Raw genomic sequence first — 18193 nt, 5'->3', positions numbered from 1 at the left:
AATTTAATGCACTCAAAGGAACCTCTCACGAGGTTCTTATACATAAGCTCTACTGGCTTAGTTCACTAGCACACTGTTGAGTTCTCAAGCAACACGCTTTGTTTCAAAGCGATATTCACAAGCTTTTTGGTCGAGCATGCCGAATCCTACGGGTTTAGTCGTAGGGGGTCGGCGGCCGCTCGTGGGCCGACGCTGAACGTTACCTGGTCCGGTTCGCGGTGTCAACCCGCTCGGCCCGTGTTCCTGGCCTGGGGCTTTTCGGCCCCGGTGGCCCGGTGTTCTTGGCGACGAAGAGAAGATTACATGCCCCGGAACCCCCCGAAAACAGGGGGGTCACTTAAGGACATCACCGCAGGTCAGCCGGTATGAACCCCCGTCATCCGACGGTCTTCAGGTAGCGAGGCGGTTTGCGGGCGGGGACGACGCGCTCGAAGTCGGCCGCGTAGGCGAGCACTCGGGCGTCCGTCCACTGCCCCGCCATGAACGAGACCCCCACCGGGAGTTCGCCGACGAAACCGGCGGGCACGGTCACCGCGGGGTATCCCGAGACCGCGGCCGGCGTCGACGACGGGATCACGTCGTTGTCGCCGGTCTTGCAGTCGGTCTTCCAGGCGGGCGGGTTCGTGGGCGCGGCGATCGCGTCGAGGTGGTACTCGGCGAGGGTCTCGTCTATCGAGCGTTTCGCCAGATCGGTCAGCTCGCGACGGTTGGCCAGGTAGCCGGGATCGGACGGGCCGGGCGCGGCGAGTGCCTGTTCGAAGAGTTCCTGCCCGGCGAAGCAGGTCTGCTCCAGCGGATCGGACCGGTTGTAGGCGATCAGCGCGGCGAGGTCGCGCGGGCCTTCCGGGCGCGTGGCCAGGTAGCGATCGATGTCCCGGTGGAACTCGGTGAGCAGCGCCGGGAACTCCAGTTCACCGATCCTGGCCTGGTACGGCGGCGTCACCTCGACGACTTCGGCGCCCGCCTTGACCAGGGAATTCCTGGTCCGCGTCATGACCGCGTCGACGTCCGGGCCGAGTACCGGCAACCGCCAGAGCCCGATCCGGGAGCCCTTCAGCACGCCGGGACGCAGGTGCGCGGCGTAGTCGGTCGGCTGGTTCGGCGGGTACGTGCCGGTGGCCGGGTCGCTCGGGTCGCGGCCTTGGAGCGCGGACAGGGTGAGCGCGACGTCGACGACGTGCCTGGCCATCGGGCCGGCGGTGTCCTGTTCGGCCGAGATCGGCACCACGCCGGTGCGGCTGACCAGGCCGAGGCTCGGTTTGTGCCCCACTGTCGAGGTCATGCCCGCCGGGCAGACGATCGAGCCGTCGGTCTCGCTGCCGATCGCGACCTGGGCCAGCGACGAAGCGATCCCCGCGGCGGAACCGGCGGACGACCCACAAGGGTTGCGGTCGAGCACGTACGGGTTGTTCGTCTGCCCACCGACGCCCGACCAGCCGGAAGTGGGTTTGGCGGCGCGGAAGTTCGCCCACTCGGAGAGGTTCGCCTTGCCGAGGACGACCGCACCCGCGTCACGCAGGCGGCGGATCAAGGTGGCGTCCTTCGCGGGCTTGCTGCGCAGTGCCCGCGAACCCGCCGTCGTCTGCTGTGACCGGGTGTCGACGTTGTCCTTCACCAGGACGGGGATGCCGTCCAGCGGCCCTCGGGTCTGGCCGGCGCGACGCCGGAAGTCACTCTCCGCGGCTTGTGCGATGGCGGCCGGATTGACTGCGATGACCGCGTTCACGGTCTTGTCGACCTTGTGGATGCGATCGAGATAAGCCGAGGTCAGACGGACCGCGGTCAGCCGTCCGGAGGACATCCGGGCCTGGAGCGCGGGGATGTCGGCGGCGTCGAGATCGAGAGGTTTGCCGGAGGCGGATGCCGCCGGCGCGACACCCACCGCGATGGTCGCGGCGACCAAGGTCGTCAGAACTCTGAACACCGGTCGCCGCACCATCAGGTCTCCCTCGTCTAGAGAACCGGAAGCAGGGTCCGCAGCTCATACGGGGTCACCGCGCTGCGGTAGTTATCCCATTCAACACGTTTGTTGCGGAGGAAGAAGTCGTAAACGTGCTCCCCGAGCGCTTCGGGCAGAAGTTCCGATTTCTCCATTTCGGCCAACGCCTCGCCGAGGTTCTGCGGGAGCTGGGCGTATCCGGCCGCGCGGCGTTCGGCGTCCGAGAGCTGCCAGATGTTGTCCTCGGCGGGAGGCGGCAGCTCGTAGCCCTTCTCGATGCCCTTGAGGCCTGCGGCCAGGATGACCGAGTAAGCCAGATAGGGGTTGCAGGCGGAGTCGAGCGTGCGGATCTCCACGCGGCGGGACGACGCCTTGCCGGGCGAGTACATCGGCACCCGGACCAGCGCGGAGCGGTTGGCGCGGCCCCACGAAACGGTCGTCGGGGCCTCGCTGCCGCTGATCAGCCGTTTGTAGGAGTTCACCCACTGGTTGGTGACCGCCGAGATCTCCTTCGCGTGGTGCAGCAGCCCCGCCACGAAGGCCTTGCCCGTCGCGGACAACTCGTACGGGTCTTCCGCGTCGTAGAAGGCGTTGCGATCGCCCTCGAACAGGCTCACGTGGGTGTGCATGCCCGAACCCGGCTGGTTGGTGAAGGGCTTCGGCATGAAGGTCGCGCGGACCCCCTGGGTGAGAGCGACCTCCTTGACGACGTAGCGGAAGGTCATCACGTTGTCGGCCATGGTCAGCGCGTCGGCGTACCGGAGGTCGATCTCCTGCTGGCCGGGCGCGCCCTCGTGGTGGCTGAACTCGACCGAGATCCCCATCGCCTCGAGCGTCTCGATGGCGTGGCGGCGGAAGTGCGTCGCCGTCGCATGGCTGGCCTGGTCGAAGTACCCGCCGTTGTCCGCGGGCTCGGGCTCGCTGCCGTCGTCCGGCAGGCTGGCGAGCAGGAAGAACTCGATTTCAGGATGGACGTAGCAGGTGAAACCCGCTTCGCCCGCCTTCGAGAGCTGCCTGCGCAGGACGTGCCGGGGGTCCGCCCAGGACGGGGAGCCGTCCGGCATCGCGATGTCGCAGAACATGCGCGCCGAATACGGGCCGCCGTCCGGGGTCTCCCAGGGCAAGACCTGGAACGTGGCCGGGTCGGGCTTCGCGACCATGTCGGATTCGTAGACGCGCGCGAACCCTTCGATGGCCGATCCGTCGAAGCCGATCCCCTCGCTGAAGGCACCCTCGAGCTCGGCGGGCGCCACCGCGACGGACTTGAGGAAGCCCAGCACGTCCGTGAACCAGAGCCTGACGAAACGGATGTCGCGCTCTTCCAAGGTACGGAGCACGAACTCCTGCTGGCGATCCATGGCCGCACCCTAACGAGAACGTGTTAACGACATGTTTCGCGACGCGCCGATCGAGCGGAAGTGGTGGATCACCCCACCGGAACCGGTTCGGGTTTGGCCGCCTTGGCGATCGACAGTGAAGCGACCGAGGCGAGCACGGCGAGGCCCGCGGCGATGTACCAGGCGAGCGCGTAGCTGCCGGAAGAGTCGCGGATCGCGCCGGCGCCGAAGGCCGCCAGACCGGCGCCGAGCTGGTGACTGGCGAAAACCCAGCCGAAGACGATCGGCCCGGCGGCACCGTACTGACGGACACAGAGCGCGACCGTCGGCGGAACCGTCGCCACCCAGTCGAGACCGTAGAAGACGATGAACGCCCACATGCTCGGTTCCACCGAGCCGCTCAACAGCTGCGGGAGCAGGGCGAGCGAAACGCCGCGAAGGGCGTAGTAGACGCCGAGCAGGATCCGCGGATCCACTCGGTCGGTGAGCCAGCCGGAGGCGATCGTGCCCGCGACGTCGAAGATCCCGACGAGGGCGAGCAGGCCGGCGGCGGTGGTCTGCGGCATGCCGTGGTCGTGCGCGGCGGGGACGAAATGGGTGCTGACCAGACCGTTCGTCGTGGCGCCGCAGATCGCGAACCCGGCGGAGAGCAGCCAGAAGGTCTTCGTGCGCGCTGCCGAGCCGAGTACCGAGAGCGCACGACGGGCCGAACCACCCGTTCGAGTGATGGGTGCGACTTCGCCGGGCTCCGCGCCGTAGGCGGTCGTTCCGACATCGGACGGGTGATCGCGAACCACCAGGAGGACGACGGGGACGACGGCCAAGGCGGCGATGGCGATGACGAGCGACGCCGTCCGCCAGCCTTCGTCGATGGCGAGGTTCGCGACGATCGGGAGGAAGATCAGCTGGCCGGTGGCGCCCGCCGCGGTGAGGACGCCGGTGACGACGCCGCGGCTGCGGACGAACCAGCGGGCGGCGACGGTCGCGGCGAAACTCATCGCCATCGAGCCGGTGCCGACGCCGACCAGGACGCCCCAGCAGAGGATGAGCTGCCAGCTCGCGTTCATGAACACCGTGCCGCCCGCGCCGATCGCGACGACGAACAACGCCGTCGAAGCGACGCGTCGCATTCCGAAGCGCTCCATGAGAGCTGCCGCGAAGGGCGAGAAGAGGCCGTAGAGCACGAGGTTCACGGAGACGGCCGACGCGATCGTCGCGCGCGACCAGCCGAACTCGTTGTGAAGCGGGTCGATGAGCACGCCGGGGGCCGCGCGGAAACCGGCGGCGGCGAGCAGGGCGACGAACGCGGCGGCGGCGACGAACCACGCGCGGTGGAGCCGGGTCTCAGGTTGCACGGGTACAGCGTCATCGCCGTCGGCCCGCAGCGGAAGCGGCCGGAAGGACACTGTGCGAAAGATTCGGGCCAAGGACATAGGCTCTGGCCATGCGCTGCCGTCACCTCGTGCCGGCGCTGCTGCTCACGATCGGGCTCATCGGCGGCTGTGCGGGGTCGCCCCCGTTGCCTCCTGCCCAGGAATTCGTGAGCGCGGCGGCCGACTCCCTCGTCTCATTGCGCAGCGTGCGGTTCACGCTCGGGGTGAACGGCGTCGTCACCGGGCTGCCGGTGCGCGGACTCGACGGCGAGGTCAGCGTCGAGAGCGGCGCGGTCGGTAACGCCGACCTGCAGGACGACTTCGAACGGGTGAAAGTCAAGTACCGGCTGTCCGGCTCGGAGATCACGCTCAGCGGACCTGACGGGGAGCGGGTGATTCCGGCTTCGGCGGCCTACACGCCGCGGGCGATGCTCGGGGCCGACGGTGGGCTGCGGCGGCTGCTGACCGGGGCGACCGAGCTGCGGGGCGAGCGGTGGGAGCGGGTGCAGGACACCGACTCGTTCCGGATCGGCGCGAAGGTGCCGGCCGCGGTGATCGGCGGGATCGTGCCGGAGATCAAGTCGGACGTGTTCGTGAAGCTGTGGATTTCGAAGGACGAACCGCGCCGGCTGGTGCGGGTGTGGCTGCAGGTGCCGCCGACGAGTCCGCAGGACTTCGCGGTGATGTTGGAACTGGCGTTGACCAGGCATAACGCGGTGTTCGTCGGGGACGGGCGATAGCAAAGGTCCCCTGCTCTCCCTGGGTGGGAAATGCCTGGTCAGCGGGTGCGGCGATAGCAAAGGTCCCTTGCTTCCCCGGCCGGTGCGGCGGGAGAAGCAAGGGACCTTTGCTATCGCCTCGTCACTTGGCGGTGCAGCGGGTCCCCTCGTCCGGCAAGGCGCCGTCCACCAGGTATTTGATGCCGATCTGGTCGACGCACGAGACGCCCTGGAGGAACACCGTGTGCTGGTTGCCCTCGAACGTCAGCAAAGCTCCCTTGACCGCCTTCGCGAGGTTGACGCCCGCCTGGTAGGGGGTCGCCGGGTCGTTCGTCGTCGAGATGACCAGCGTCTTCGGCAGGCCTTCGACGTTGGGCTGGTGCGGCTCCGAGGTGTTCGGCACCGGCCAGAAGGCGCAGGCGTCGCGCGCGGAACCGTCCGGCTTGCCGTCGTCGAGGAACGGCGCCGCCTCCGCGTACCGCTTCTGCGCGTCGAGGAGCTTCGCCGGATCGATGACCCGCGGGTCGTCGACGCACCGGATCGCGACGAAGGCGTCCTGCGTCGTTCCGTAGCGGCCATCGGCGCCGCGTTCGTTGTACAGGTCGGCCAGCTTCTCCAAGCCGTCGCCGCGCTGGCGCTTCAGATCGTTGAGCGCGGTGTTCAGCGGTTCCCAGAGATCTTCCTGGTAGAGGGCTTGTATCACGCCTGTCGTCGCGTCCTCGTACGACAGTTTCCGGCCGTCGGAGACCGGAACCGGGAAGTCGATCAGCGGCCGCACCAGGTCCTGGAACGCCTTCGTCACGCCGGCGGCATTACGCCCCAGGGCGCAGTCCTCGCGCGCGGCGCACCAGTTCGAGAACTCCCCGAACGCTTTGCCGAAGCCCTCCCCCTGCCCGACCAGCGACTCCACCGAGTCCTGCTCCGGGTCGACGGCCCCGTCGAGCACCAGCGCGCGGACATTCGCCGGGAAGGCCTCCGCGTAGGCGGATCCGATCCGCGTCCCGTAGGAGTAGCCGAGGTAGTTCAGTTTCGGTTCGCCGAGGACCGAGCGCAGGATGTCCATGTCCTTGACGACGTCCCGTGTGCCCACGTTCGCGAGCATCGCGGGGCCGTGTTCGGTCCGCTCGGCGCATTTGGCCGCGAAATCCTGGGACTCGGCCTCCTGTTTTTTCACTCCCTCGGGTGACCCGTCCGTCTCGCTGTCGTCCGCCCGGTCCGCGTCGCGTTCGGCGTCGGTCAGACAGCGGATCTGCGGCTCGCTCGCACCGATGCCCCGCGGGTCGAAACCGACCATGTCGAAGCGTTTGCCCAGCTCGTTCGTGGCCGTCCGGGAGGCGAGACCGGCCGCGGCAGCCATCCCGGAGGCACCGGGGCCACCGGGGTTGACCACGAGCGCCCCAATCCTTTCGTCGGTTTCCAGCGCCTTCCGGCGCAGCAGGCCGAGCGTGATCGAGTCGCCTTCAGGCTTCGCGTAGTCGAGTGGGACGGTCAGCCGGGCACACTGTGCGTCCTTCACTCGAAACGCCGCTTTTGCGTCATCGGATGTCGCGTAGGGTGCACAGTCGGCCCAGGTCAGACTCTGTCCGTAGAACTTCTCGAGTCCTGCGGGCACCGGTCCGGACGGAGCGTGCGACTCGGTGGCCGGAGGCGGCGGCTGGGTTCTACCCTCTCCCGACGAGCACGCGGCGAAAGTGACGGCGAGCAGGCCGGACAGCGTGATCGCGGCGAATCGACGGGCACGGGACCTGGCGCTGACATGAGTGGACACGGTTGGATCGTGCCATCGGCCGTGGAACTCGGCCGCACCACCACTGCGTTGGTGATACGGGTGCGGACGGCAGAAGAACAGACGGGAGCACAGGGGTGGCAGCACTGATCAGCCGGGTGGGCAAGAAGCTGCGCCGGATCATCCAGCGGCCGGGCAGCGTCGAGCTGACCCGCTACGAAGCGCTGCTGCCGGCCATCGAGAAGCTCGAGCCCGAGTTGGAGAAGCTCTCCGACGAGGAGCTGACAGACCGGGCCGGCAAGCTTCGGGACGCCACGTCCTTCGGCAACGACCAGCTGGTCGAGGTCTGCGCGCTCGGCCGTGAGGCCGCTCGGCGCGCCCTCGGCGAGCGCGCCTTCGACGTCCAGCTGCTGGGCACGATGGGCCTGCTCAGCGGGCACATCGTGCAGATGGAGACCGGTGAAGGCAAGACGCTGGCCGGTGCGCTGGCGGGCGCTGGATACGCGCTGCGTGGCAAGCACGTCCACGTCGTCACGGTGAACGACTACCTCGCCCGCCGTGACGCGGAGTGGATGGGCCCGATCTACGACCTGCTCGGCGTCTCCGTCGGCTGGATCGAGCCCGCTCACTCCCGCGACGAGCGTCGCGAGGCCTACGCGAAGGAGGTCACGTACGGCGCCGTCAGCGAGATCGGCTTCGACGTTTTGCGCGACCGCCTGGTGACCCGCGAAGAGGACCTGGTCCAGCGCGAGCCCGAGGTGGCGATCGTCGACGAGGCTGACTCCGTGCTGGTCGACGAGGCCCGCGTGCCGCTGGTGATGGCGGGGTCGATCGACCACACCGACGCCGACGAAGAAGTCGCGAACATCGTCCGGCGGCTGCGGCTCGGACTGCACTACGAGACCGACGCCGACGGCCGCAACGCCTGGTTGACCAAGGCGGGCGCGTCGGTGGTCGAGAAGGCCCTCGGCGACGACATCAACCTCTACGACGACACCGGCTCGGACCGGCTGCCCGCGGTGAACGTGGCGCTGCACGCGCACGCGCTGCTCACCCGCGACGTCGACTACCTCGTACGCGACGGCAAGGTGCAGCTGATCAACGCCGCGCGCGGCCGTGTCGCCGAACTGCAGCGCTGGCCGGACGGTCTCCAGGCCGCCGTCGAGGCGAAGGAGCAGGTCAAGGCGACCGACCGGGGCGAGATCCTCGACTCGATCACCGTGCAGGCGCTGCTCGCGCGCTACCCCGAGGTCGCGGGCATGACCGGTACCGCGGTCGCGGTCGCCGAGCAGCTGCGCGAGTTCTACGAGCTCGAGGTCGCGGTCATCCCGCCGAACACGCCGAACGTCCGCGAAGACCAGGAGGACCGGATCTTCGGGTCGCCGTCGCAGAAGCTGCGCGCGATCGAGGAGGAGATCCGGCGGGTGCACGAGAGCGGGCGGCCGATCCTCGTCGGCACCCAGGACGTCGCCGAATCCGAGGAGTTGGCCGAGAAGCTGGCCAAGGTCGAACTCGAATGCGTCGTGCTGAACGCGCGCAACGACGCCGAGGAAGCCGAGATCATCGCCGACGCCGGTAAGAAGGGCGCGGTCACCGTTTCGACCCAGATGGCCGGTCGCGGTACCGACATCCGGCTGGGTGGCAAGGACGGCGACGGCCGCGACGATGTCGTCGAACTGGGCGGCCTGCACGTGATCGGCACCGCCCGTTACCCGTCGAGCAGGCTGGACGGCCAGCTGCGCGGGCGGTCCGGGCGGCAGGGTGACCCTGGCAGCGCGGTGTTCTTCGCCAGCCTGAACGACGAACTCGTGCTGTCGAACGCGCCGGACATCCCCGAGGGCATCAGCTCCGACGTGGGCAGCGGCGAGATCACCGACTCGGCGGCGCTGCGGCAGATCAACCACGCACAGCGTGTCGCCGAGGGTGTCGACCTGGAGATCCACCGGAACACGTGGCGCTACACGCGGCTGATCGAGCGGCAGCGCGGCGAGCTGCTCGAACACCGGAACACGGTGCTGCGGACAGCGCACGCGGCGGAGGTGCTGGAGAAGGCGCACCCGGAGAAGTTCAAGGAGCTCTCGGAGGCTGTCGACGACGAGGCGAAGGTCGAACAGCTGAGCCGCGAGGTGCTGCTGTTCCACATCGACCAGCTGTGGTCGGATCACCTGGCGTTCCTGACCGACGTGCGGGAGAGCATCCACCTGCGGGCGCTGGCGCGGGAGACGCCGATCGACGAGTTCCACCGCGCGGCGATCCCCGAGTTCCACAAGATCATCCCGGAGGCGGCCGAGCGGGCGGCGAAGACGCTCGAAGAAGCCGAGATCACCGAGAACGGGATCGACCTCGGAGACGCGGGAGTGCGGCGGGCGAACACGACGTGGACCTACCTGGTGCACGACAACCCGTTCGACTCCGACTTCGAGCAGACCATCAAGAAGGTGCGGAGCATGATCAAGCGGAAGTAGCCGCGCGGTCCTGAGCGGGAAGCGGGGGACCTTTGCTATCACTCTCTTTTGGAGAGCGATAGCAAAGGTCCCCCGCTCTCTTTTCGGGCGAAACCCCAGGTCAAGCGCCCGGCGATAGCAAAGGTCCCTTGCTCCCCCTCCGGCCGCACCCCCGCGGACCGGACCCGGGTGGGCGATTCGGCACATCCACTCGTCCCGGCGGACGCCGGTGGGTGAGAATGACGGCATGCCGCAACTGCGCATCGCACTGGCCCAGGTCAACACCACCGTCGGGGATCTCGAGGGCAACGCCGAGCTCACCGTCGAGTGGACTCGCAAGGCCGCCGAAGCAGGCGCCCACATCGTCGTCTTCCCGGAGATGTCCCTCACCGGTTACCCCGTCGAGGACCTCTCCCTCCGCCCGACCTTCGCCTCCGCCTCGAAGCAGATGGTCGAAGCGCTCGCCCGGCGGCTCGAAGACGCCGGATGCGGCGAAGTGCTCACCTACATCGGGTATCTCGACCTGGACGAGACCGGCGCGCGCGACGCGGCTGCCGCGCTGTACCGCGGCGAAGTGGTCGCCCGCCAGTTCAAGCACCACCTGCCCAACTACGGCGTCTTCGACGAGCACCGCTGGTTCAAGCCGGGCCACGACCTCGAGGTCGTCCGCTTCCACGGCGTCGACGTCGGCATGGTGATCTGCGAGGACGTCTGGCAGGACGGCGGCCCGATCTCCGCGCTGGGCAAGGCCGGGGTGGACCTCGTAGTCGCGCCCAACGCTTCGCCCTACGAGCGTGCGAAGGACGACATCCGCCTGCCGCTCATCGCGCGCCGCGCGGCCGAAGCCGGAGCGCCGCTGGTGTACACGAACCAGATCGGCGGTCAGGACGACCTCGTCTTCGACGGCGACTCGATCGTGGTCGGCGCGGACGGTCGGCTGCTCGCCCGCGCGCCGCAGTTCGTCGAGCACCTGCTCATCGTCGACACGGACCTCGTCGCGGGCGGGCACACCGCCGAGGGCGAGTTCGAGGGTCTGCGGGTCAAGCGCCGCGTACTCGGCGAGGACCCGGTTCCGGCATACACCCCGAGCAACGAGTCCGCGATCAGCGAGCCGCTGTCGGACGAAGCCGAGGTGTGGCACGCGCTCGTCGTCGGTCTGCGTGACTACGTGCACAAGAACGGCTTCTCGTCGGTGACGTTCGGATTCTCCGGCGGCATCGACTCCGCGGTCGTGGCGGCGCTGGCCGCCGACGCGCTCGGCGGCGACAACGTCTACGGCGTCTCGATGCCTTCGGAGTACTCCTCGGAGCACTCGAAGGGCGACGCCGAAGACCTCGCCCGCCGCATCGGCGCGCACTACCGCGTCGAGCCGATCGCGGACATGGTCAAGGTCTATGTCGAGCAGCTTCAGCTGACCGGTCTCGCCGAGGAGAACATCCAGGCCCGCGTCCGCGGCATGCTGCTGATGGCTCTGTCCAATCAGGACGGTCATCTGGTGCTCGCGACCGGCAACAAGACCGAACTCGCCGTCGGCTACTCCACGATCTACGGTGACGCCGTCGGGGCCTTCGCACCGATCAAGGACCTGTTCAAGACACACGTCTGGCACCTGGCCAAATGGCGCAACGCGGAAGCCGAGAAGAACGGCGAAACCCCGCCGATCCCGGAGAACTCGATCACCAAGCCGCCGTCGGCCGAGCTGCGACCCGGTCAGCTGGACAGCGACTCGCTGCCGGACTACCTGATGCTCGACGACATCCTCGACGACTACATCGAGGGCGACCGCGGCTACGTCGACCTGGTGGACGCGGGCTTCGAGCCGGAGACCATCGACCGGGTGGTGCGCATGGTCGACAAGGCCGAGTACAAGCGCCGCCAGTACCCGCCGGGCACCAAGATCACGTTCAAGGCGTTCGGGCGGGACCGGCGGCTGCCGATGACCAACGGCTGGCGCGAGGGCACGGTCGTGACCCCATCAGCTCAGCGTGACCTGCTTCCCCGCTGAGTTCGCCAGCACGGCCACCAGGCCGGGCTTCGTGTCACGCCGGACGAGCATGTCCATCCCGAGCGCGCGGACCGCGGTTTCCACCGTGGCGGGCTCGGGGTGGACACCGGTGACCAGGAGCAACGGGATCGACGGGAGCCCCCGCGTCGTCGGATGCGGGGTGCTCCCCCAGTCAATGAGGAAGGGCGCGAGCCCTTCGAGGCCGCCGGCGCCGGTGAGACGCCAGTTCAGCAGTTCGCCGTCGTCGGTGGCGCGCGACATTTCGAACGCCTCTCCTGGGTCGTAACCACGCTCACGTGCTTCGGCGATCGCGTCGTCGATGCCCTGCGCCCGCGCGGCCCAGGTGACCAGTGCGGGCGCGGTCAGTTCGTCGATGCCGAACGGCCGCGGTCCGACGTGCCCGGGTTGGTCCGGGTCGGGCCCGACCACCTCGAGGTAGGCGCCGGCGCCGAGATCGGCGAGATAGTTGGCCGTGCCAAGCCCGACGTGCCTGCCACCGCGTACGGGCGTGACACCGGTCAGATCGGCAACACGCGCGACGGCCTCTTCGAGATCCGGCCCGGCGTAGACAAGGTGATCAAGCACGAGGTCGCTCATGCCCATAGTCCTATCGCAGCCGCCGCCCCGGCGGCACCGCGGCAGGGAAGTCTCCCCCGAAAAGCGGCGTGGCCGAAACTGTCGGTCCCGGCTCGTACCCTGGACTCATGACGGCACAGGGCTACGCCGTGTTCGGCACCGCGATCGGCGATTGCGGCATCGCGTGGAACGAACGCGGGGTCATCGCGGTCCAGCTGCCGGAGGGCAGTGAAGAGAAGACGAGGGCGCGACTGACCGCGCGCCTTCCCGAAGCGACCGAAGCCACGCCGCCGGGCGAAGTCCAGCGCGCGATCGACGGGATCGTCTCGTTGATGGGCGGCAAGCGCACGGACCTCGCCAAAGTCGGCCTCGACTACGAAGGGGTACCGGACTTCCATCACCGGGTGTACGAATTCATCCGCACGATTCCCGCGGGCAAGACGCTGACCTACGGCGACATCGCGAACATCCTCGGCATGCCCGGTGGGGCGCAGGCCGTGGGGCAGGCGATGGGCCGGAATCCGTTCCCGATCATCGTGCCGTGCCACCGAGTGCTCGCCGCGGGCGGCAAGGACGGCGGGTTCTCCGCGCGCGGCGGAGTCGCCACCAAGCGCCGGATGCTGGTCATCGAAGGCGCTTTGGCGGACGAACCCACGTTGTTCTAGACGGTCTCGGCGGGCGACCACGGCGTGAGCCAGGGCGTCTCCGGCCAGCCTTCCGCGGCGGCCATCAGCGGGATCGCCGTCGCGCCGTCGATGTGCTCGCGGATGATGTCGGCGTGCCCGGCGTGCCGCGCGGTCTCCTCGATGAGGTGGAACAGCACCCAGCGGACCGACCAGGCGTCGACGTCCTGCGGGTACCAAGGCACGCCCTTCGGCACCGGGACCGGCTGGCCCAGGTCGGCGATGCCGGCGATGACGTCCGCGGTGCGGCGGGCGACCTCGTCGTAGCGCGCGAAGACGTCTTCGAGCGTCTCGCTGTCAGCCATCACGTAGCCGGCTTCGTAGTCCTTCATCGCCTCCTCCATCGGCTTCGCGGGCTTCTGGAGAAGGATGTCGATCCAGCCGTCTTCCGTGAACGCGGTGTGCTTGATGAGGCCGCCGACGCTCAGCGAGCTTCTGGTCGGGACCGCTCTGGCCTGTTCTTCGGTCAAGCCGTGCGCGGCGATGCGCAGGACATGGCGCTGCTGCTCCAGGTAGGTGAGGAGACCTTCGCGCTCGTCGGCGATCGGGGGGACGTTTCCGGCCATGGTGGTTCCTTCCGTTGGGAAGAGGATCATGGCATCCGGTACGGGCTTCCCGGTGCGATTCGGCCAGGGAGAGAGCGGGGGACCTTTGCTATCGCTCGTTAGTTTGGCTAACGAGCGATAGCAAAGGTCCCCCGCTCTCCCGCTAGCCTTGCGGGCGGACGAACGGGAACAGCACCGTCTGCCGGATCGAAGCGCCGGTCAGCATCATCAGCAGCCGGTCGATGCCGATGCCGAGCCCGCCGGTCGGCGGCATGCCGTGTTCGAGCGCGAGCAGGAAGTCCTCGTCCAGTTCCATCGCCTCGACGTCCCCGCTCGCCGCGCGCAGCGACTGGGCCTCCAGCCGCCGCCGCTGTTCGAGCGGGTCGGTCAGTTCGGTGTAGGCCGTGCCGACCTCGGAGCCGAAAGCGATCAGGTCCCAGCGCTCGGCCAGCCGCGGGTCCACGCGATGCTGCCGGGTCAGCGGCGAGACGTCGGTCGGGTAGTCGGTGTAGAAGGTCGGCAGCACGGTCGCGCCTTCGACCAGGTGCTCGTGCGCCTTCAGCACGAGATCGCCGTGCCCTGCCTCCTCGTTCACCGGCACTCCCGCCGCGCGGCACAGCCGCTGGAGTTCGGCCACCGAGGTCCCCGCGTCGATCTTCTCCCCGAGCGCCGCCGAAACGGCTTCGTGGACCGGGATCACCGGCCAGTCACCGGAGATGTCGTACTCGACGACCTTCCCGTCCGGCCCCGGACGGCGAACGACCTGCGCGCCGTACGCGGCCTCCGCGGCGTGCTGAATGAGTTCCCGCGTCAGCGTCCGCATCGTGTTGTAGTCGGCGTACGCCTGGTACGCCTCCAGCATGGTGAACTCGGGGTTGTGCGTCGCGTCGACGCCTTCGTTGCGGAAGTTCCGGTTCAGCTCGAAAACGCGCTCGACCCCGGCCACACACAGCCGTTTCAGGTACAACTCGGGGGCGATCCGCAGGTACATCCGCATGTCGTAGGCGTTGATGTGGGTGACGAACGGACGGGCGTTGGCGCCGCCGTGCACGGTCTGCAGCATCGGCGTCTCGACTTCGAGGTAGTCGCCCTGGTGCAACCTTTCCCGCACCGCGCGCACCACGGTCGAGCGCATCCGCAACATCGCCGTCGAATCCGGGTTCACCGCGAGGTCGAGGTAGCGCTGCCGCACCCGCGTCTCCGGGTCGATGAGACCCTTTCGCTTGTCCGGCAAGGGATGCAGGCTCTTCGCCGTGACGGTCCATTCGTCGACGAGCACGGACAGCTCACCGCGCCGCGATGTCACGACCTGCCCGCTCACGCCGACGTGGTCGCCGAGGTCGACGCCACGACGCCAGCCGCCGAGGTCGAGCACGGAGGCGTCGAGCATCAGCTGGATCTCACCGCCGAAGTCCTTGACCCGCGCGAAACAGAGCCCGCCGAGGTTGCGCATCGCGAGCACCCTGCCCGCGACGCGGACCCGGTGGCCGGTGTGGCTGTCCGGGCTCAGGTCCCCGAACTTGGAGACGACGTCGCCGAGCAGATCCTCCCGGGCGAAACCGACCGGATAGGGGTCGATCCCGGCTTCCCGCAAACTGTCCAGCTTCGCCATCCGCACGCGGACCTGATCGGGTCGCCGCACCTGTTTCGGCGCTGGGGTGGCCGCGTTCGCGTCGATGCGGTGGACCTCGGCGACGAATTCGTCGGTGACCGTCTCCAGTTTCAGCGCCCGCGCCGACCGCCCTGTCGGGAGGAATCCTTCGAGCGCACCGGCGACGATGCCGACCCGCGGCAGCCGTCGAGCCGAGGAGTAGCACAGGAATCGCGGTTCCCAGTCGGGTCCGTATTTGGCGTTGGACCGGTAGAGCGATTCCAGCTGGAAGAACCGCGACGCCATGCTGAGCACGCCGCGCCACGCGCGCAGCACCGGGCCCGCGCCGATCCGCTCCCCTTCGGAGAAGACCGCGCGGAACATCGCGAAGTTCAGCGAAATCCGTTGTGCGCCAAGGCGTGAACTCGCCGCCACGACTTCGGCGACCATGTACTCGTTGAGCCCGTTTTCGGCGTCGCGGTCGCGCCGCATCAGGTCGAGGGACAGGCCGCGACGGCCCCAAGGAACGAACGACAGCATGCCGCGAAGCTCGCCCTTGGCGTCGTACGCCTCCACCATCACGCTGCGGCCGTCGCTCGGATCGCCGAGCCTGCCGAGCGCCATCGAGAACCCGCGTTCGGTTTCCGCGCCGCGCCACTGCTGAGCGTGCAGCAACAGTCCGGCCATCTCGTCGGCCGGGATTTCGCTGTGCCGCCGGACTTTTGTGGTGTATCCGGCCCGTTCGATCCGTTTGACCGCTTGGCGGACCGAGCGCCGTTCCGGCCCGGCGAGGCTGAAGTCACGGACGTCGAGGACCGCTTCGTCGCCGATTTCCAGCGCCCGCAGGCCCGCGTCGGCGTAAGCCTTCGCGCCGCGTTCGCTCGCGCCGAGCACGCCGGGAGTCCAGCCGTAGGTGCGCGCCTCGTTCAGCCAGGCGCGCACCGCGTCCGGCCAGGCGTCGGGATCGCCGAGGGGATCCGCGCTCGCGACGCTGGTGCCCGCGAGCACGCGATAGGCCACGGCGGCGCGGCCGTTGGGCGAGAAGACGACACTCTTTTCGCGCCTGGTGGCGAAATAGCCCAGGGAGTCGTCTTCGCCGTGTTCGGCCAGAAGGCGACGTACGCGCAGTTCTTCCTCGTCTGTCCTCAAGCGACGGCTACGCACACCGCGGAAGAGTGTGTACAACGCCGCCGTCGCGACGGCCGTCGCGCTGAGGTCGAGGACGAGGTCGAGCCAGGCGGGGCCTTCGCCGATGCCGACCCGGCGCAGCTGGATGTTCTCACCCGTCGTGTGGTTGACGACCCAGGCGAACCGCGCCCAGGTGTCGACCAGGCGACCGGGGAAGGCTTCGCTCAGGCCCCAGCCGACGAGAATGACCGCGGCCAGGCCGCCGAACAGCACGGTGAAGCCGTCGCGCCAGGCACCCGGTGCGAGCCGCGCGGGGAACGCGGGCCGCAGGATCCAGAGGAAGGCGAACATGCCGATCGAGATCAGGTCGGCGACGGCCAGCACCCACACCTGGTGCGGGATGTGCCGAACCTGCCACGGACCGAGTTTCAGCAGCTCAGGCCACCACAACAGGGCGGCCTGGAAGGCCAGCGTGACCGCGAGGCCGCCGACCTGGAACAGCAGCAGCGTGTAGAGCGCGGCACGTTTGCGGCGGCGGAGCGCGGCGCCGAGGACGACGAGCAGCAGGACGATCACGAGGCTCGCGTTCGTCGGGATGCTCAGTGCCGAGAAGGCGACGTCGCCGACCTTGAGCACCGGCCCCTTCACCCCGCCGGCGAGGAGAAGGATCACCGAGAACACGGCCGCGAGCTGCACGAGAGTGGCGACGATTCCGCCCGCCCTCGCCTTCCACGGCGAGACACGGCTCGCTGGGTTTCCCATTCTGGCCTTTCGCGGTACTCACAGATGATCGACAGCTGCTCTTACTTGACGTCACACAACCCCGTGTGGTTGTCAACGAACATCATCCTCTGGTCTGAATTTCATCCACCGCAGGCGTGACGGGCCGGTGTGAAGCTGGTCGCACGACCTTGGGAGCGGTATCTCCGCGTGTCACGCTTTGAGATGTTCAGCTCCACGACCCGGGGACCTCATCGAGGCCTCGAGGGAAGGACGGTCGACAAGGATGTCTGCCACCGAAAAGGATCCCGGCGAGCTCGCCGCTCCGTACGGTACCGGCGCGGCGCCCCAGGCCACATCTGGGAAGAAGATCCGCGTACATCACCTTCGTGACATGAAGGAGCGCGGCGAAGCCTGGCCGATGCTCACCGCTTACGACATGTACACCGCCGCGCTCTTCGACGAGGTGGGCATTCCCGTGCTGCTCGTCGGGGATTCCGCGGCGAACAACGTCTTCGGCTACGACACGTCGCTCCCGGTGACCGTGGACGAGCTGCTTCCTTTGGTCCGTGCGGTGACCCGGTCGGTGAAGCGGGCGCTTGTCGTCGCCGACCTGCCGTTCGGCTCGTACCAGCTTTCGCCGCAGCAGGCGCTGGAGACGTCGGTGCGGTTCATGAAGGAAGGCCGTGCGCACTCGGTGAAACTCGAAGGCGGGCGGAAGTTCGCTCCCCATGTCGACGCACTGACGTCGGCGGGCGTCCCCGTGATGGGACATATCGGATTCACACCGCAGAGTGAACACAATCTGGGCGGCTACCGTGTCCAGGGACGCGGCGAAGCGGCTGACGCGCTGCTCGCCGACGCACTCGCCCTGGAAGAAGCCGGCGCCTTCGCGGTCGTCATGGAGATGGTGCCCGCCGAAGCGGCGAAGCGGATCACGCACGAATTGAAGATCCCGACCGTCGGCATCGGCGCGGGGCCGGACTGCGACGCGCAGGTGCTCGTCTGGCAGGACATGGCCGGGCTTCGGCGCGGCAAGACTCCTCGCTTCGTGAAGAAGTACGCCGATCTCGCCGGAGTGCTGGCCGGGGCCGCGTCAGCGTTCGCGGAGGATGTCCGCCGGGGCGAGTTCCCGGCGTCGGAGCACTCGTTCCACGACTGACCCACCTCTGACCTGCAAAAAGAGAGCAAGGGACCTTTGCTATTACTCCCGCTGGGGAGGGCGATAGCAAAGGTCCCTTGCTCTCTTCTCGGGCCATCTCTTGGGGCAGGGCAAGCATGACGTGTCGCGAAAGCCACTTTCGCGACGTCTGATGTCCCGAAAGATGCTCCTATTGATGTCAAGGGGTGTGGGTGAGGTCTGTGGTGAGTGCTCGGTGGATTTCGCGGGCTATGTAGCGTTTGAGG

Annotated in this window: 12 protein-coding genes; 5 read left to right on the top strand and 7 right to left on the bottom strand. The window is 68.2% G+C overall.

What is annotated here, in order from left to right:
• Nucleotides 1-376 precede the first annotated feature (376 nt).
• The 3 genes from ACZ6YV_RS43770 to ACZ6YV_RS43760 form a co-directional block, all read right to left on the bottom strand.
• Complete coding sequence (locus tag ACZ6YV_RS43770) at nucleotides 377-1939, bottom strand: amidase (protein WP_465515303.1); 1563 nt, start codon at nucleotides 1937-1939, stop codon at nucleotides 377-379.
• Between the two features lie 14 nt (nucleotides 1940-1953).
• Entirely contained in the window at nucleotides 1954-3297 is a 1344-nt protein-coding gene (gene glnA, locus ACZ6YV_RS43765) for a type I glutamate--ammonia ligase (protein WP_007035311.1), read from the bottom strand.
• A gap of 68 nt (nucleotides 3298-3365) precedes the next feature.
• Nucleotides 3366-4631, bottom strand: a complete 1266-nt coding sequence (locus tag ACZ6YV_RS43760) for an MFS transporter (RefSeq protein ID WP_465515302.1) — start codon at nucleotides 4629-4631, stop codon at nucleotides 3366-3368.
• Between the two features lie 89 nt (nucleotides 4632-4720).
• Here ACZ6YV_RS43760 and ACZ6YV_RS43755 point away from each other — a divergent pair, with 89 nt between their 5' ends.
• Nucleotides 4721-5389: an LppX_LprAFG lipoprotein gene (locus ACZ6YV_RS43755; RefSeq protein WP_465515301.1), complete on the top strand. Its 669-nt coding sequence runs from the start codon at nucleotides 4721-4723 to the stop codon at nucleotides 5387-5389.
• Nucleotides 5390-5510: 121 nt separating this feature from the next.
• On the opposite strand, the gene ACZ6YV_RS43750 is transcribed toward ACZ6YV_RS43755, so the two are convergent.
• Nucleotides 5511-7082, bottom strand: a complete 1572-nt coding sequence (locus ACZ6YV_RS43750; RefSeq protein WP_465515304.1) for an alpha/beta hydrolase — start codon at nucleotides 7080-7082, stop codon at nucleotides 5511-5513.
• 149 nt (nucleotides 7083-7231) lie between these two features.
• Here ACZ6YV_RS43750 and secA2 point away from each other — a divergent pair, with 149 nt between their 5' ends.
• Nucleotides 7232-9559 (top strand): accessory Sec system translocase SecA2, encoded by a 2328-nt coding sequence (secA2, locus tag ACZ6YV_RS43745; RefSeq protein WP_465515300.1) that lies wholly within the window; start codon nucleotides 7232-7234, stop codon nucleotides 9557-9559.
• A 226-nt stretch (nucleotides 9560-9785) separates the two neighbouring features.
• Nucleotides 9786-11543: an NAD+ synthase gene (locus ACZ6YV_RS43740; RefSeq protein ID WP_465515299.1), complete on the top strand. Its 1758-nt coding sequence runs from the start codon at nucleotides 9786-9788 to the stop codon at nucleotides 11541-11543.
• Here ACZ6YV_RS43740 and ACZ6YV_RS43735 read toward each other — a convergent pair.
• Nucleotides 11514-12140, bottom strand: coding sequence for a VOC family protein (locus tag ACZ6YV_RS43735; protein ID WP_465515298.1), 627 nt, complete (start codon nucleotides 12138-12140; stop codon nucleotides 11514-11516). The two genes, ACZ6YV_RS43740 and ACZ6YV_RS43735, sit on opposite strands and share 30 nt — an antisense overlap.
• Before the next feature lie 107 nt (nucleotides 12141-12247).
• On the opposite strand from ACZ6YV_RS43735, the gene ACZ6YV_RS43730 reads away from it, so the two are divergent.
• On the top strand, nucleotides 12248-12784 hold the full coding sequence (locus ACZ6YV_RS43730; RefSeq protein WP_465515297.1) for a methylated-DNA--[protein]-cysteine S-methyltransferase: 537 nt from the start codon (nucleotides 12248-12250) through the stop codon (nucleotides 12782-12784).
• On the opposite strand, the gene ACZ6YV_RS43725 is transcribed toward ACZ6YV_RS43730, so the two are convergent.
• Complete coding sequence (locus ACZ6YV_RS43725) at nucleotides 12781-13368, bottom strand: DinB family protein (protein ID WP_465515296.1); 588 nt, start codon at nucleotides 13366-13368, stop codon at nucleotides 12781-12783. The genes ACZ6YV_RS43730 and ACZ6YV_RS43725 overlap by 4 nt on opposite strands.
• 142 nt (nucleotides 13369-13510) lie before the next feature.
• Nucleotides 13511-16828, bottom strand: coding sequence for a bifunctional lysylphosphatidylglycerol synthetase/lysine--tRNA ligase LysX (gene lysX / locus ACZ6YV_RS43720; protein ID WP_465515295.1), 3318 nt, complete (start codon nucleotides 16826-16828; stop codon nucleotides 13511-13513).
• Between the two features lie 244 nt (nucleotides 16829-17072).
• Here lysX and panB point away from each other — a divergent pair, with 244 nt between their 5' ends.
• On the top strand, nucleotides 17073-17948 hold the full coding sequence (panB, locus tag ACZ6YV_RS43715) for a 3-methyl-2-oxobutanoate hydroxymethyltransferase (RefSeq protein WP_465515294.1): 876 nt from the start codon (nucleotides 17073-17075) through the stop codon (nucleotides 17946-17948).
• Nucleotides 17949-18193: the final 245 nt, after the last annotated feature.

The organism is Amycolatopsis sp. NPDC102522, assembly GCF_055584485.1.
This window is presented reverse-complemented; position numbering and strand designations above follow the sequence as displayed.

Excerpts from the sequence above, each read along its gene's own strand:
- panB (WP_465515294.1), top strand. The coding sequence starts at position 17,073 with ATGTCTGCCACCGAAAAGGATCCCGGCGAGCTCGCCGCTCCGTACGGT.
- glnA (WP_007035311.1), bottom strand. The coding sequence starts at position 3,297 with ATGGATCGCCAGCAGGAGTTCGTGCTCCGTACCTTGGAAGAGCGCGAC.
- ACZ6YV_RS43740 (WP_465515299.1), top strand. The coding sequence starts at position 9,786 with ATGCCGCAACTGCGCATCGCACTGGCCCAGGTCAACACCACCGTCGGG.
- lysX (WP_465515295.1), bottom strand. The coding sequence starts at position 16,828 with ATGGGAAACCCAGCGAGCCGTGTCTCGCCGTGGAAGGCGAGGGCGGGC.
- ACZ6YV_RS43755 (WP_465515301.1), top strand. The coding sequence starts at position 4,721 with ATGCGCTGCCGTCACCTCGTGCCGGCGCTGCTGCTCACGATCGGGCTC.
- ACZ6YV_RS43725 (WP_465515296.1), bottom strand. The coding sequence starts at position 13,368 with ATGGCCGGAAACGTCCCCCCGATCGCCGACGAGCGCGAAGGTCTCCTC.
- ACZ6YV_RS43770 (WP_465515303.1), bottom strand. The coding sequence starts at position 1,939 with ATGGTGCGGCGACCGGTGTTCAGAGTTCTGACGACCTTGGTCGCCGCG.
- ACZ6YV_RS43735 (WP_465515298.1), bottom strand. The coding sequence starts at position 12,140 with ATGAGCGACCTCGTGCTTGATCACCTTGTCTACGCCGGGCCGGATCTC.
- ACZ6YV_RS43730 (WP_465515297.1), top strand. The coding sequence starts at position 12,248 with ATGACGGCACAGGGCTACGCCGTGTTCGGCACCGCGATCGGCGATTGC.